This window comes from Allobosea sp. 67-29, assembly GCF_001898115.1.
Lineage (GTDB): Bacteria > Pseudomonadota > Alphaproteobacteria > Rhizobiales > Beijerinckiaceae > Allobosea.
In genome coordinates this window covers 400189-414879 of the sequence record NZ_MKSQ01000026.1, presented here as the reverse complement: position 1 = coordinate 414879, position 14691 = coordinate 400189, and the positions used below count along the sequence as shown (strand labels likewise).

Here is a 14691-nt window from a genome sequence, read left to right as displayed (position 1 = left end):
TCTCGCCAGGACGCTGGAAAAGCGGCGTCGTTCCTTTCGATCCGCCCGCTCGCGATTGATCCGTTCCGGTGCTGGCGGGTAATTCTAGGACATCAGCCAGCAGCCGACCTTCCAGAGGCCGTATGCAAGCGCCCCGAGCCATGCCGTCTCCAGCACGACGAGGGTCGTCGCCAGCGAGGCTTCGACGGCGTGCTCCCTCAGGACGTATCCGATGCTGCTGTGCCGGATCGGTGCAGTCTGGCTCATTTGTGAACACCTCGCGCTTGTTCACATGGAGCGGTTCAAGGACCGTGCCGGCTCTGCGCCCTGCGCCGTTCAACGCTCCCCGGGCGGGGTGCCGGAATGCAGGGTGGTCACCCAGATCGCCCTGGCCACGGTCTGCTCGGGATTGTCGAACATGTGCGGGACGGTGCTGGGGAAGCAGACGCTGTCGCCTTCGTCGAGCAGATGGGGCTCATGGTCGAGCCAGATCCGCATCCGGCCCGACAGCACGTAGACCGCCTTTTCCCCGACATGCTGGAAGAAGTCCGCGCCCGACGAGGCGCCGGGATTGAGCGTGAGCTCGTAGATCTCGAGAGCTCCGCCCTGGGCCGGCGTCAGCGACTCCTTCAGGACGCCGCTGGCTGTGAGCCGCAAGAGACGGCGGTCATTCCGGCGAACGATGTATTCCGACGAGGGATCGGGCGCATGGGGCTCGAAGAAATATGAGATCGGCACGTTCAGGGCGAGGCTGAGCAGGCGCAGGCTGCGGATCGAGGGCGAGGCGAGCGCACGCTCGAGCTGGCTGATCATGCCCGTCGACAGGCCCGTGCGCTGGGCGAGATCCTGAATCGACAGGCCCGCACGCTGGCGCAGCAGCCGCACCGTCTCGCCCAGACGGTGCTCGGCGTCCTCCGGCAGAACGATGGCCTCGCTCGTCGCCGCCCCTTCGCTTCCCCCGGCGTTCCTGCTCATCGATCGCCTCTCCGCCCGTGTTCCAGTTCGCCTATCACAGCCTGCCCGTCCTGGCGCGGCGCGGGCAATTGAGCCGGCATGATTGACAGGTCATTTTAGCCATGTTGAATTCAGATTAACAAAAGTTAGAGGGATTGAAACTCCGCCCTTTGGGCGACGAATGGAGCGCGCTGCAAGCGGGTTTGCGGGAGGAGCACATCATGTCCGACGGATTTTCTGGAGTCACGGGTCCGACGCGCCGCGGCGCACTGGCGATGGGTGTGGGGCTTGCCGCGGGGGTCAGCCTGCCCGCATCGCTGCGGGCGGCCCAGCCGCCCTCCGCGCCGAAGGGGCAGGTCGTCGCCGGCGTGTCGCAGGAGCCGACCGTCTTCCATCCGCTAATGCCCGGGATCGAAGTCGACCAGGGCGTCTGGTGGCAGCTCTTCAGCACGCTCTGGTACATCGACCCGGAAGGGCGCTTCCAGCCCGATCTCGCCAAGGAAGTACCGACCGTCGAGAATGGCGGTCTCTCCGCCGACGGCCTGACCTGGAAGGTCAAGCTGCGCAACGACGCCAAATGGCACGACGGCACGCCCTTCACGGCCGAAGACGTCAAGTTCAGCATCGACCTGATCAACAATACCGCATTCCGGGCGCGCAACCGTGTCGGTCACAGCCTCGTCCATGACATCAAGATCGTGGCGCCGGACGAGATCCACTGGCGCATGGAAAGCGCCTACTCTCCCTATATGTCGATCCTCTCGCTGTTCTTCATCGTGCCCAAGCACGCGCTGGAGAAGGCGTCCGATCCCAACGCCTCCCCGTTCAACAACGCCCCGATCGGGACCGGCCCGTTCCGCTGGGGCGAACGCGTGCCGGGCGATCACATCCAGCTCCTCGCCAACACGAGCTATCATGGACGCGGGCCGTTCCTGGAGCGGATCGTCTTCAAATACGTCCCCGATCTCACGGTGCTCTACACCCAGTTCCGCACCGGTCAGATCGACTATACCGGCATCCAGGGCGTGCTGCCGAACTTCGTCAAGGAAGCGAAGACGCTGCCCGGGCGCAAGCTGACGGTGTCGCCGACCGCATCGGTCGAGCATATCGCGCCCAATCTCGAGTTCGGGCCGCTCGCCGATCGCTCGGTCCGCGAAGCGCTTTATCTCGCGATCAACAAGAAGGGGCTGATCGACGCGCTGAACTACGGTCTGCCGCTGCCGACGGAGTCCTTCGTGCCGCAGCAGGCCTGGTCGTTCAACAAGGACCTGCCGGCGCATGTGCACGACCCCGCCAAGGCGAATGCCATTCTCGACGCGGCCGGCTGGAAGCGCGGCTCCAGCGGCATCCGCGAGAAGGACGGCGTCAAGCTGGAATTCAGCAATTCGACCACCAGCGGCAATGCGGTGCGCGAGCAGACCCAGCAGCTTCTGATGCAGGACTGGAAGGCTATCGGCGCCTTGCTGCGGATCAGCAACATGCCTGCCGCGGTGATCTGGGGCGAGTTCTGGCAGCAGTCGAAGTTCCAGTCGGTGATCGTCGGCGTCAACTTCATGCTCGGCAGCGACCCCGACGTCACGCCCCGCTTCGGCTCCGGCGCGATCCCCGCGAAGGGCGGGCGCGGCTACAACACCTACCAGTACCAGAGCAAGGAAGCCGACCGGCTGCTGGCACAGGGAGCGGCGCAGTTCGACCTCGCCGAGCGCAAGAAGACTTATGGGGCCCTGCAGAAGCTGATCCGAGACGACCTGACGATCCTTCCTCTGTTCCAGTCCGTCATCTCTGAGGGCACGAAGGAAGGGCTCCAGGGCTTCTCGCCCAATATCAACACCTCCTCCAACTGCTGGAACATGCGGGAGTGGTACTGGGCCTGACGGCCGGCGAGGCGCGCGATGCTTCCCTATCTCATCCGCCGGCTGGGGCAGGCGCTGGTGCTCCTGCTCATCGTCTCGATGCTCGGTTTCGCCATCCTGCATCTGGCTCCCGGCGGGCCGCTCTCGCAGTTCGCGCTGTCCTCGCAGATGTCGCCCGAGGACATCGCCAGGATCTCGCACCAACTCGGCCTGGACCGGCCCCTGCCGGTCCAGTACGCCGATTGGCTCTGGCGGATGCTGCAGGGCGACTGGGGAACCTCCTACCGGGACGGCAGCGCGGTGCTCTACGTCATCGGCTCGCATCTCAGGGCCACCTTCGAGCTGATGGCGACCGCGACGCTGATCGCCTGTCTGCTCGGCTGCTGGGTTGGCATCCTCGGCGCGATCCGGCGCTATTCCCTGTTCGATACGCTGGCGACCGTCGGCGCGATGGTCGCGCTCTCGATCCCGACCTTCTGGTTCGGACTGGTCGCGATCTACATCTTCTCCGTCACGCTCGGCTGGTTGCCGGCCGGCAACCGCCATACCGTCGGCGACGATTCGCTGCTCGACCTCATGCATCACCTGATCGCTCCGGCACTGGTGCTGGCATTGGTCGAGATGGCGATCTGGGCGCGCTTCATGCGCTCGTCCATGCTCGACGTGATCGGCCAGGACTACATCCGCACTGCCCGCGCCAAGGGGTTGCCGGAATGGAGCGTCCTCTCGCGGCACGCGCTGCGAAACGCGTTGCTGCCGATGATCACCGTCGCCGGCCTGCAGTTCCCCACCCTGCTCGGCGGCGCCCTGGTGGCGGAGACGGTGTTCACCTGGCCCGGCATGGGCCGGCTCTTCCTCGATTCGATCGCCTATCGCGACTATCCCGTGGTGATGGGCATCCTGATGCTGTCGGCCGCCATGGTCATGCTGGGATCGCTGATCGCCGACCTGCTCTACGCGGTGGTCGATCCGCGGATCAGGATGGAGTGAGGCGATGAGCACGCCGGCCGCATCCGTCTCGACCGAAACGGGCCCAGCCACCTCGACCAATACCGCCTGGCGGCGCTTCCGCCGGCACCGGCTCGCCATGGCCGGCACGGCGACCATCCTCGTGCTGGCTCTCGGCTGCTTCCTCGGCCCCTATCTCCTGCCTTTCGACGACACCTACATCGACATCCTGCAGCGTTTCGCGCCACCGCTGTCCGGCGTGCACGTGCTGGGAACGGACGAGCTCGGCCGCGACATCCTGGCCAGGCTGATGATGGGCGGACGCATCTCGCTGGCGATCGGCTTTCTCGCCATGGCGGTCGCGATGGCAATCGGCATCGCGGTCGGCGTGATCGCCGGCTTCTATGGCGGCTGGCTCGGCTCGGCGCTGATGCGCTTCGTCGATGCCGTGCTGTGCTTCCCGACGATCTTCCTGCTGCTGGCGCTGGCGGCGCTGACGGAGCCCGGCATCCTGGCGACCACGTTGCTGATCGCGGCGACGTCGTGGATGAACGTCGCCCGCATCGTCGAAGCGCAGATCCGCTCCCTGCGCGAGCGCGATTTCGCGACGGCCGCACGCTCCGTCGGAGCCGGTGACCTCTACATCATGTTCCGCAGTCTCCTGCCCAATGCCATGGCGCCGATCGTCGTGGCGGCCACGCTCAACGTCGCCAAGGCGATCCTGCTCGAATCCTACATCAGCTTCCTCGGATACGGCATCCAGCCGCCCGCCTCGAGCTGGGGCAACATGCTCAACAACGCCCAGATCTACCTGACGAGCGCGCCCTGGCTCGCGATCCTGCCGGGCCTCGCGATCACGCTCGCGGTGACAAGCTTCAACTTCATCGGCGACGGTCTGCGCGATGCGCTCGATCCGCGCCTCGACGTCAACTGACCTTTTCCGTCCCCCGCCGCAGCAGCCGTCCGCGCCCATTCCAGGAGCCCTGTCCATGTCCCCGCCGGTCAATCGCATTCCCAGCGACGAGCGTCTGCCGGAGGCCGTCGACGTGGTCGTCATCGGCGGAGGCGTGATCGGGGTTTCGAGCGCCTATCACCTCGCTCGAAAGGGCCTTTCGGTCGCGCTCGTCGAGAAGGGCCACGTTGCCGGGGAGCAGTCCAGCCGCAACTGGGGCTGGTGCCGCCAGCAGGGACGCGCCCGCGCCGAGATACCCCTCGCGCGCGAGGCGCTGCGCCTCTGGGAGGAACTGCAGGAGGAGGCCGGTGCCGACACCGGCTTCCGCCGCACCGGCGTGCTGTTCCTGACCAAGGATCCGAAGGAGGCCGCGGATTGGGAGCGGTGGGCCGCCGTTGCCCGCGAACAGCAGGTCCATTCGACCTTGCTGACGCCCGAGCAGATTCGCGAGAAGCTCCCCGGCAACGCACAGGGCTGGGTCGCGGGCCTGCACACGCCGAGCGATGGCCGCGCCGAGCCCTCGATGGCCGTTCCGGCGCTGGCGTTGGCGGCGCGCAAGCGTGGCGTCACTATTCACCAGAGCTGTGCGGCCCGCGGACTGGAGCTGACGGGCGGCGCCATCAGCGGCGTGATCACGGAAAAGGGTACGATCCGGACCCAGGCCGTGCTGCTTGCCGGCGGCGCTTGGTCGTCGCTGTTCTGCCGGCGCCATGGCATCGACTTGCCGGTCGGACTGGTCGATGCCACCGCCTGCCGCACCACCCCCGCGCCCGACTTCACGGATGGCGCACTCGGCACCACCGAATACTGCATCCGCCGCCGCCTCGACGGCGGCTTCACGCTGGCGCTGCGCGGACGCGGCACCGTCAACCTGACGCCCGACATCCTGCGCCATGCCAAGATCTTCTGGCCGACCTTCAAGCAGCGTCGCGCCGGCCTGAAGCTGCGGCTCGGAGCCGATTTCTTCAGGCAGCTGTTCGGCAGCGCCAATTGGCGCCTCGACCAGCCGTCGCCCTTCGAGGCGGTGCGCGTGCAGGATCCCGCTCCCGACATGGACCTCGTCAACGCCGCGCTCGCCGCCCTGATCGCCGGCAATCCCGTACTCAAGGACATCCGCATCGCCGAGGCCTGGGGTGGCACGATCGACTCCACCCCGGACACGGTGCCGGTGATCTCTCCCGTCCCCAGCCAGAAGGGTTTCTTCCTCGCGACGGGATTTTCCGGGCATGGCTTCGGCATCGGGCCGGCCGCAGGCAAGCTCGCAGCCGACATCGTCAACGGCGACACGCCCCTCGTCGATCCGGCAGCCTACAGCTACGAGCGACTGATCGACGGCCGTCCGCTGGCGCCGGTCGGGCTGTTCTGAGGGCCGGCAGGTGAGCATCGTCTACAAGGCAAGCGCCGAGCGCGCCGGGTAATGGGCGGCGGCCTTTGCGGGGCAGGCGCCGGAGGTGCCGTTCCGGATCTGGCCGGATGTCGGCGATCCTGCCGCCGTGGAGCATCTGCTGCTCTTGCAGCCACCGGAACGGATCGTCGAGACCTTCCCGAACCTGAAGATGGTGTTCTCGGTGGGCGCGGGCGTCGACCAGTTCGATCTCAGCCAGTTGCCTGCCGAACTGCCGGTGGTCCGTATGCCGGAGCCGGCATCGCCGAGAGCATGGCCGAGTTCGTCTGCATGGCCACGCTCATGCTGCACCACGACGTGGCGGCCTATATCGACCAGCGGCCCCGGCGCTGCCGCGGAACGGACCGTGCGACCGCGCCTCCCTGGCAGACGCCCGCGACCAGCCTGCGCAAGGGGCAAGTCTACTCGGGTGCAGCCCGGACATCGCGTGCCGCCCTCCAGAGCAGGGCCGTACCGAGCAGGGCGGAGCCGATCGAGGCCGCGAAGACCGCGATCTTGGCAGCGGCGAAATCTGCCGGGGCGCCGAAGGCCTGCCCCGCGATGAAGAGCGACATGGTGAAGCCGATACCGGCCAGCGCGCTCGCCCCGGCGAGCTGAAGCCAGTTGTACCCTTCAGGCTTGACGGCGATGCCGAGCCGGGCTGCCAGCGCCGCGGCGCCGAACATGCCGAGCGGCTTGCCGAGCACCAGCCCGGCCATGATCGCAAGCACGAGCATGCCGCGGCCGTCGAGGACGCCCGGAGTCAGGGCGACGCCGGCATTGGCAAGGGCGAAAAGCGGAAGCACCAGGTAGCTCGACCGTGCGCCGGCATGCCGCAGCAGCCGGTCCGCCGGCGATTCCAGGCGGTCGTGGATCGCGTCGAGCGCGCGCAGCGCCTGGCCCGAGGGGCCGTGCCGGAGAACCTCGCCGCCGTGGGCCGCCTCGGCCAGCATGATCGAGTTGGCCTGGGCGGTCAGCGCCGCGAGATTGGCCGGCGGGCGGGTCGGGATGAACAGCGCCAGCACGACGCCGGCCAGCGTCGCATGCAGGCCGCCGGCATGGATGCAGGCCCAAAGCGCGATGCCGATCAGCGCATAGGGCGCGACGCGGTAGATATGCGCGCGGTTGAGCGCCGCGAGGCCGGCCGTCAGGATCAACGCAGCGCCTAGGTAGCCGGGATGCAGCTCGCCCGAATAGAACAGCGCGACGACGACGATCGCCCCGATATCGTCGACGATGGCGGCAGCCGTCAGGAAGATGCGCAGCTCGATCGGCACCCGCTGGCCCATCATCACGATGATCGCGATGGCGAAAGCGGTATCGGTTGCCATCGGGATGCCCCAGCCATGGGACCAGGGGCCACCGGGCAGGATCAGGGCGTAGAGCCCCGCGGGCACCAGCATGCCGCCGATCGCACCGGCGACCGGCAGCGCGGCGGAGCGGCGTCCCGCGAGGTGGCCGACGGTGAACTCGCGCTTGATCTCCAGCCCGACCACCAGAAAGAACACCGTGAGCAGCGCGTCGTTCACCCAGTGCCGGATCGACATACCGAAGCGGGTCTCGCCGAGCGAAAGCGCGAGTTCGCGATGCCAGAAGTCCTCGAAGGCCGGGCCCAGGGCAGAGTTCATCAGGACGATGGCGACCACCGTCGCAAGCAGCAGCAGAATGCCGGCGGAGGGGCCCCAGCTGGCGAAGTCGAGCGCCGCGGCGCGAAAGCGATGGCCGAGCGTTCCCTGCATCGCGTCGAGGAAGGAGCTCTCGTCCCAGGGACCGTCGTAACGGCGCTCGTTGATGAAGAAGGTCGGCGTGAAATGCACGCCGCTGGCATGGGAGCTGTCGATGTCAGCCTCGACGCGCGCGGCGGCGCGGCGTATGTCCTGAGCGGCCTCGCCGGGCTCCCGCGGCTCGAGGCCGAGATCGCCTGCGACCGCGACGAGATCGTCTTCGGTCAAAACCTGTGAGCGCGTCATCAGCTTGACATGGGCCGCCCAGAATTGCTCGGCGGTTCCGGCGCGTTCCACCAGCTCGGCGGCGCGCAGGGCCAGGTCGCTGCCGGTCAGCGGACGGTGGCGGAAGACATAGCGCAGGCGCTCGCCGAGCTGGTCGCGAACTTCGGCGATACGATCGTTGGCAGCCCGGCAATAGGGGCAGGCGTAGCTCCCGTATTCGACGAGGGTGATCGGCGCGCGATCCGGCCCCAGCACGTGATCGACGGCAATGTCGACGGGCCGATCGAGGCGATTGACGATCGCGGCTTGCGCCATCCGGCTTACCTTTTCTTACATCGCGCAGGCCGCGCGGCCTGCGCCGGCGTTCCGCGCCGGCCCCGCATGGTAGCCGCGGCATCGGGCGGAAGTCAGCGCCGGATTTGGCTGAACGGCCTGCCGCGAGGCGTGCATGCGGCCATGGCGGGCGCCGTGGATCGCGTCCCGATCGGCAACCTTGCCGTAATCTTGGCCCGCAATCTGGGCGTGCCGACCCGCTCCGATCCGGGAGACGGGGGCAGATGTGCCGGCGGCACCATGACCGCCGCAAGGAGTTCTCGATGTATCCAACCATTCCCCTAGCGGGCCTGGGGCTGCTCGCCCTGCTCGCGGTTCCGGCAGCGGCCGCCGATCGTCCGCTGCCACGCAGCCAGGAATGGCCGGCCTATGTTGCGCCGCGAACCTATAACTGGAACGGCCTCTATGCCGGACTGCATGCCGGCGGCGCCTTCGACCGCTTCGATGGCGCCACGGCCCGCAAGAGCCGCAATGAATTCCTGCTCGGCGGCCAGCTCGGCTACAACCTGCAACTCGGCAGCATGGTCTTCGGCATGGAGAGCGACCTGTCGATGAACGGCTTCGGCAAGGGCTCCGGGCGCGGCGGCGGCATCAGCGCCGACATGCGCTACCTCGGAACCCTGAAGGCGCGCGCCGGCTTCGCCTTCGACCGCGTCCTGGTCTATGGCACGGGCGGCCTCGCCTATGGCAGCCTCAAGGCGACCGACGGGCTGCTCTCCCGGAGCAAGAGTGCGATGGGCTACGTGCTCGGCGCGGGTGCCGAATACGGCATCACCGATCACCTCAGCGCCAAGCTGGAATACAACTACGTTTCGCTGGGCAAGCAGACCTTTCAGCTCGGCAGCGGCAGGACGAAGATCGGCGTTACCGAACATCTCGTGAAAGCGGGACTCAATTACCGCTTCTGATACCGACATGGCGGCCGGTCGGCTGCTTCCGCGGTAGGGATGGGACGGGATGTCTGGAAATACCGCCCCTGATCCGGCATCACGTTCCATCCCTGCACCCACAGGATCGACATGCGCGCCCTGATCGTCGAGGACGAACCTGCCCTCATGGACTTCCTCTGCACGCTTCTGACGAATGCGGGGCTGGTCGTGGACCGAACTGCATCGATCGACGCGGCGCTTTCGGCGCTGCGTGCCGCGCCCTTCGACATCGCGGTCATCGACCGGCGCCTGCCGGATGGCGACGGCCTGTCGATCGTCAAGGCGATGAGCGCGCAGGATCCCCGCCCCGCCTTCCTGCTGCTGACGGCTCGCGACGCGAAGGCGGACGTGGTCGAGGGCCTGAACGGCGGTGCCGACGATTACCTGGTCAAGCCGTTCGAGCCCGACGAATTGCTGGCGCGCCTGCGCGTCATCGCCCGGCGCCGTCATCCGAAGCGTTCCCTCGTTCTCGCCGCCGGCAACCTGTCGCTGGATCTCGAGGGGCGAAGCGCGAGCGTCGGGAAGGAGCCGCTCGAACTGCGCCGGCGCGAAGCGCTCATCCTGGAAGCGCTGGTGCAGCGAGCCGGCCGGGTCGTGACCCGCGACGTGCTGATCGAGGCGGTCTACGGCTTCGACGACCTGATCGAATCCAATACGCTGGAAGCACAGATCTCGCGGCTGCGCCGCAAGCTGCGCGATGCCGGTGCGCGGGTCGAAATCACATCACTGCGCGGGATCGGCTACATGCTGCGCGCGAGCGAGGCGGCTCTTTAGCACAAGCGGCGCCCGGAACGGTGTTCTAATCGAGGCCTGCCTCGCCCGGTGGAAATGTCAGCCTGACGGTGGTGCCGCCACCGTCATTGCCGAGGACGGCGATCGTTCCGCCATGGGCGGACATGATGTCGCGCACGATGGTCAAGCCGAGACCGGCGCCGGTGCCGCTGGCCGAGATGCGGTTGAAGGGTTCGAGGACCTGCGCGCGCTTGGCCGCGGCAATACCAACACCGTCGTCGGCCACCTCGATGACCGCGCCGTCGAGGACGCGGACCAGAATGGTCGAGCGCGCCTGGGCATGGCGCAGCGCGTTGTCGACGAGGTTGGCGAGTGCCGCGCGCACGGTGGGCTCGTTGGCGATGATCGTGGCGTGGCGATCCCCCACTTCCTCGAGGGCCACGTCGACGCCGTGGCTCAGGATCAGCGGGGCGAGATCGGCTAGCACCGCCCGGGCGAGACCGTTGAGCTGCAGCGGTTCAAAGGGCAGGTCGGTGGCGTGCAGGCGGGCGAGCTGCAGCATCGACGAGACGATCGTGGTCAGACGGCTCAGATCGGTGGCGAGCCGCAGCCGCGCCGGCTCGTCGGCGAGGGCGTCGACATGGCTGCGCATGACGGCAAGCGGCGTGCGCAGCTCGTGTGCGACGTTGTTCATGAAGCGTCGCTGCACCTCCATGTTGCTGGCGATCTGGTCGAGCGCCGAATTGAGCGCGGTGGTCAGCGGCATCAGCTCCACCGGCGTTTCCTCGGTGGGGAGCAGGCCGCGCGGCGCGCGCGGGTCGATGCGGGCGGCCGCCTCGGCGGCGCTCCGCAGCCGGGCGGTGATGTAGGACACCGACATGGCGATGGCGGCTGCGACCAGGATGCCGAAGACCACCGAGATGGCCAGCGCCGAGCCGGCGATGGCGCGCAGGAAGTAGCCGAGGATCAGGTCCCATCCCGGCAGGCCGCCGCCGGTTGCCACGATGACGCGGCTGCCCTCGACCTCGATGACGTCGAAAGCGAGTGCGTTGTCGCCGCCGACCCGCATCTGCGCGGCGATGGTCGGGCCGTCGAGGCGGATGTCGATCGGCAAGCCCGGACGCAACGCTGGCGCATACTCGACGACCGATCGTCCGTCGGAGACCAGGTACCAGAGGCGGGGGCTGGCTGCTTCGATCTGCGCCAACCCTGCGGTCTTCTCGACCTGCAGGCTGCCGCCCGAGAGCCGGACGCTTTGCTGGATGATGCGCGAGGTGACATCGTTGCGCAGGACGCCGGGATCCTCGGTGACGAAGGTGAAAGCCAGGACGGCCGCGATGAAGGCGACGAACAGCACGATGCCGAGCAGGCTCAGCCGGATGGTGAGCGCGCGCGATAGCGAGGTCGCGGCCGCCCTCCGGGGCCTCGGCGATCCCCCCCGCAGAAGCTCAAGGACCATCAGCGTTCCGCATTCGGTTCGATCTCACGGGTCGTCAAGGGGCCTCCGTGCGGATATGGCTTGTCGGGCAGGGCGCTTCGCCCTGCCTTGCTCTGCATGGACCGCATTGCCCTTGTCGTTCAACACTTTCCCGGATCGCGCAGCCTGATGCCCGAGTTGCGCGCCATCAAGGCCGGTCGGGAAGCTGTCGCGGTTTTGCTGGCGGCGCTGTTCACCGGCATCACTGGCGCCACCACCGTGCTCGCTCAGGGAGGCCCGCCGGCGACGGAGCAGATCAGGCCGGGCCAACTGCCGACCGCGTCGCGAAACGAGATCGTCGCGCTGGTGGAAGGGGTGTTCGACACGGCGTCGAAGACGGTCAGCATTCCGATCGAGCGTTCGCTGGCGCTTTTCGGCGAGCCGAACGCCTATATCCTGGGTGGAGAATTGAGCGGCTCCTTCGTCGTGGGGGGCCGTCACGGCAGCGGGGAGCTGCGCTTCGCCGACGGCGCGCCGGAGCCGGTGGTCTGGTCGGCGCTCTCGGTCGGCATCGGCCTGGGGGCCGATTACGGCCGGGTGATCATGCTGGTTTACGGCCTCGATCGCCGCGAGGACGTGTTCGGCACCTATGCGAGCATCGGCGGCAGCGCTCATTTTCTGGCCGGCGCCAATGCGACGATCCTCGCTTCGCCCAGGGCCCGGATCGTGCTGATCTCGTCGGGCCTCGGCCTCCGATTCTCGGGCGATCTCAGCCGCATTCGCATCGAGCCCGCCGGGGCCCCGGAGATTCTGCGCCCCCCGGCGGATATCTGCCCCGATCCCGCCGGCTGTGCCGCGCGGGGGAAGCCCTGAGCGCCCATGGCACCTCATATCCGGCGATTGCGCAGGAGCGATCGGCAGGCGCTCGCATGCAGATCGTCGAGGCGCTCCGCGATATCGAGCGCGATCAGCTGCAGCTCGCCGCCATCCGCGCCTTTGCGGACATAAAGGGGCTCCGACCAGAGGATGCAGCCGCGCCCGAAGGGCAGGGCAATGCTCGTGCGGTTGCGCTCGCCGAGGTCGAAGCAGGCGCTCGTCATCGCGGCGAACAGATAGATCGGGCGGCCGGAGAGCCGGGCGAGCTGGACCGCGCCGCGCCCGGCCGCGAGAGAGTCCTCCGCCGTTCGTGCGGTCAGCACGATGCTGGTTCCGTCGCGCAGCGCATTGCGCATGTGGCGGACCTCCGCGCGGACCCCTCCCGGCCACGCCACGCGGCTGCATGAGCTGGAGCAATGGATCGTGCGGAAGCCCGCTTTCCGGACGGCGTAGGCGACCGGGCCGCCGTCATGTCCCCGTGACGTCAAGATCGCGAGGCGCGAGGCATCGTCGAGCGCCGCGAGGCTCAGCATGCGCTGGCCATGCCAGGTCATGGCGATGAAGGGCTCGCTGGCACGCTCCCAAGGGCGGGCGCCCGGGATCGCGGGCTTGAACCGGGTGGTTCGCCGGAGGAAGCCGAGATAGGCGTGCAGGGCGCGGCCGGCGAGCGCCGTCGACGGTCCCGATCGGGAGAGCATCGTCGATCCTCCGTGGTGAATCACCCGGAGTGGTCGGCATGCTGGTTTGCTGGAACATTGCGCGGCGAGTGTGCGGGCAATGGAAACGGCAATTTGGCCGATTTCCGAATGCGTTCTCGAGAGCTCGCCACCGACAGAGGCGGATACGTTTCGGTGGCGAGGCGATCCCGCGCGGGGCGGCGGCTGTCTCGGCCGAGCCTGATCGCGGGCGTCCCGAAGCCGGTGAAGGCCCGTGACGCCCGCTTCCGGCCGCTCAATCGATGAGCGGCAGGAGCTTGTCGAGCGAGGCTTTGGCGTCGCCGTAGAACATCCGCGTGTTCTCCTTGTAGAAGAGCGGATTCTCGATGCCGGAATAGCCGGTGCCCTGGCCGCGCTTGGAGACGAAGACCTGCTTCGCCTTCCAGACCTCGAGTACCGGCATGCCGGCGATCGGCGAGTTCGGATCCTCCTGCGCCGCCGGATTGACGATGTCGTTCGAGCCGATGACGATCGCGACGTCCGTGTTCGGGAAGTCCTCGTTGATCTCGTCCATCTCCAGCACGATGTCGTAGGGCACCTTCGCCTCGGCGAGCAGCACGTTCATGTGGCCGGGCAGGCGGCCGGCGACCGGATGGATCGCGAAGCGCACCTCCTTGCCGGCGGCGCGCAGCTTGCGTGTCAGCTCCGAGACGGACTGCTGGGCCTGTGCCACCGCCATGCCGTAGCCCGGCACGATGATGACGCTGTCGGCCTCGTTCAGCGCCGCCGCGACGCCCTCGACATCGATCGCGATCTGCTCGCCCTCGATCGCCAGCGCCGGGCCGGTGGTATTGCCGAAGCCGCCGAGGATGACCGAGATGAAGGAGCGGTTCATCGCCTTGCACATGATGTAGGACAGGATCGCGCCGGACGAGCCGACCAGCGCGCCGACCACGATCAAGAGGTCGTTGCCGAGCGTGAAGCCGATCGCCGCGGCCGCCCAGCCGGAATAGCTGTTCAGCATCGAGACCACGACCGGCATGTCGGCACCGCCGATGCCCATGATCAGGTGGTAGCCGATGAAGAAGGCGAGCAGCGTCATCAGCAGCAGCGCCCAGATGCCGGCTCCCTTCACATAGAGGATCAGCAGCAGCAGCGAGAGGAGCGCTGCGCCCGCGTTGAGCATATGGCCGCCGGGCAGCTTCTTCGCCTTGCCGTCGACCTTGCCGGCGAGCTTGCCGAAGGCGATGACCGAGCCTGTGAAGGTGACCGCGCCGATGAAGACGCCGAGGAAGACCTCGACCTTGAGGATCGAAATCTCGACCCCGGTCTTGTGGGCCAGTACGGCGGCGAAGCCGGTCAGCGCCTCGCGTGCCGCCGGGTCCAACGCCTGGACGGCACCGAGCTCCAGATGCGCGTTGTAGCCGATGAAGACCGCGGCGAGGCCGACGAAGGAGTGCAGCGCCGCGACGAGCTGCGGCATCTCCGTCATCTGCACCTTCATCGCCACCTGCCAGCCGATGGCGGCGGCGATGGCGAACATGACGAGGACGAGCCAGAGCTTGCCGCTGCCCGGCCCGAAGACCGTGGCGAAGACGGCAAGCGCCATGCCGGCGATGCCGTACCAGACCGCGCGCTTGGCGCTTTCCTGGTTCGAGAGACCGCCGAGCGACAGGATGAACAGGATGGCGGCGGAGATATAGGCCGCGGAAACGATACCGATGCTCAC

General features: G+C 67.7%; 13 protein-coding genes. 7 read left to right on the top strand and 6 right to left on the bottom strand.

Translation table 11 applies throughout. The annotated features are described in order from the left end of the window. Window positions 1-84 precede the first annotated feature (84 nt). Window positions 85-246, bottom strand: coding sequence for a hypothetical protein (locus BGO20_RS21020; RefSeq protein WP_291659415.1), 162 nt, complete (start codon window positions 244-246; stop codon window positions 85-87). A gap of 69 nt (window positions 247-315) precedes the next feature. Next, on the bottom strand, window positions 316-954 hold the full coding sequence (locus BGO20_RS21015; protein WP_291659414.1) for a cupin domain-containing protein: 639 nt from the start codon (window positions 952-954) through the stop codon (window positions 316-318). Window positions 955-1154: 200 nt separating this feature from the next. On the opposite strand from BGO20_RS21015, the gene BGO20_RS21010 reads away from it, so the two are divergent. Genes BGO20_RS21010 through BGO20_RS20995 form a run of 4 tightly spaced genes read left to right on the top strand, consistent with a single transcriptional unit; the run spans window position 1155 to window position 6052 of the window. Next, complete coding sequence (locus BGO20_RS21010; RefSeq protein WP_291659413.1) at window positions 1155-2807, top strand: peptide ABC transporter substrate-binding protein; 1653 nt, start codon at window positions 1155-1157, stop codon at window positions 2805-2807. A gap of 18 nt (window positions 2808-2825) precedes the next feature. After that, window positions 2826-3776 (top strand): ABC transporter permease, encoded by a 951-nt coding sequence (locus BGO20_RS21005; RefSeq protein WP_291659412.1) that lies wholly within the window; start codon window positions 2826-2828, stop codon window positions 3774-3776. A gap of 4 nt (window positions 3777-3780) precedes the next feature. Then, complete coding sequence (locus tag BGO20_RS21000) at window positions 3781-4668, top strand: ABC transporter permease (RefSeq protein ID WP_291659411.1); 888 nt, start codon at window positions 3781-3783, stop codon at window positions 4666-4668. A 55-nt stretch (window positions 4669-4723) separates the two neighbouring features. After that, window positions 4724-6052 (top strand): NAD(P)/FAD-dependent oxidoreductase, encoded by a 1329-nt coding sequence (locus BGO20_RS20995; RefSeq protein WP_291659410.1) that lies wholly within the window; start codon window positions 4724-4726, stop codon window positions 6050-6052. Between the two features lie 440 nt (window positions 6053-6492). Here the strand turns inward: BGO20_RS20995 and nhaA are convergent, their stop codons facing one another. Then, on the bottom strand, window positions 6493-8334 hold the full coding sequence (nhaA, locus tag BGO20_RS20990; protein ID WP_291659409.1) for a Na+/H+ antiporter NhaA: 1842 nt from the start codon (window positions 8332-8334) through the stop codon (window positions 6493-6495). Window positions 8335-8615: 281 nt separating this feature from the next. Here nhaA and BGO20_RS20985 point away from each other — a divergent pair, with 281 nt between their 5' ends. Both BGO20_RS20985 and BGO20_RS20980 read left to right on the top strand, forming a co-directional pair. Beyond that, entirely contained in the window at window positions 8616-9260 is a 645-nt protein-coding gene (locus tag BGO20_RS20985) for an outer membrane protein (protein WP_291659408.1), read from the top strand. 111 nt (window positions 9261-9371) lie between these two features. After that, the gene (locus BGO20_RS20980) at window positions 9372-10055 is read left to right on the top strand and encodes a response regulator transcription factor (protein ID WP_291659407.1); all 684 of its coding nucleotides are present in this window, start codon (window positions 9372-9374) and stop codon (window positions 10053-10055) included. Between the two features lie 25 nt (window positions 10056-10080). Here BGO20_RS20980 and BGO20_RS20975 read toward each other — a convergent pair whose 3' ends face one another. After that, window positions 10081-11472 carry a sensor histidine kinase gene (locus tag BGO20_RS20975; protein WP_291659406.1) on the bottom strand — a complete coding sequence of 464 codons (1392 nt, stop codon included), beginning with the start codon at window positions 11470-11472 and terminating at the stop codon, window positions 10081-10083. A 147-nt stretch (window positions 11473-11619) separates the two neighbouring features. On the opposite strand from BGO20_RS20975, the gene BGO20_RS20970 reads away from it, so the two are divergent. Then, on the top strand, window positions 11620-12303 hold the full coding sequence (locus tag BGO20_RS20970; RefSeq protein WP_291659405.1) for an EipA family protein: 684 nt from the start codon (window positions 11620-11622) through the stop codon (window positions 12301-12303). Between the two features lie 14 nt (window positions 12304-12317). Here the strand turns inward: BGO20_RS20970 and BGO20_RS20965 are convergent, their stop codons facing one another. Beyond that, window positions 12318-13004, bottom strand: coding sequence for a lysophospholipid acyltransferase family protein (locus BGO20_RS20965; protein WP_291659404.1), 687 nt, complete (start codon window positions 13002-13004; stop codon window positions 12318-12320). A 253-nt stretch (window positions 13005-13257) separates the two neighbouring features. After that, window positions 13258-14691, bottom strand: a complete 1434-nt coding sequence (locus tag BGO20_RS20960) for an NAD(P)(+) transhydrogenase (Re/Si-specific) subunit beta (RefSeq protein WP_291659403.1) — start codon at window positions 14689-14691, stop codon at window positions 13258-13260.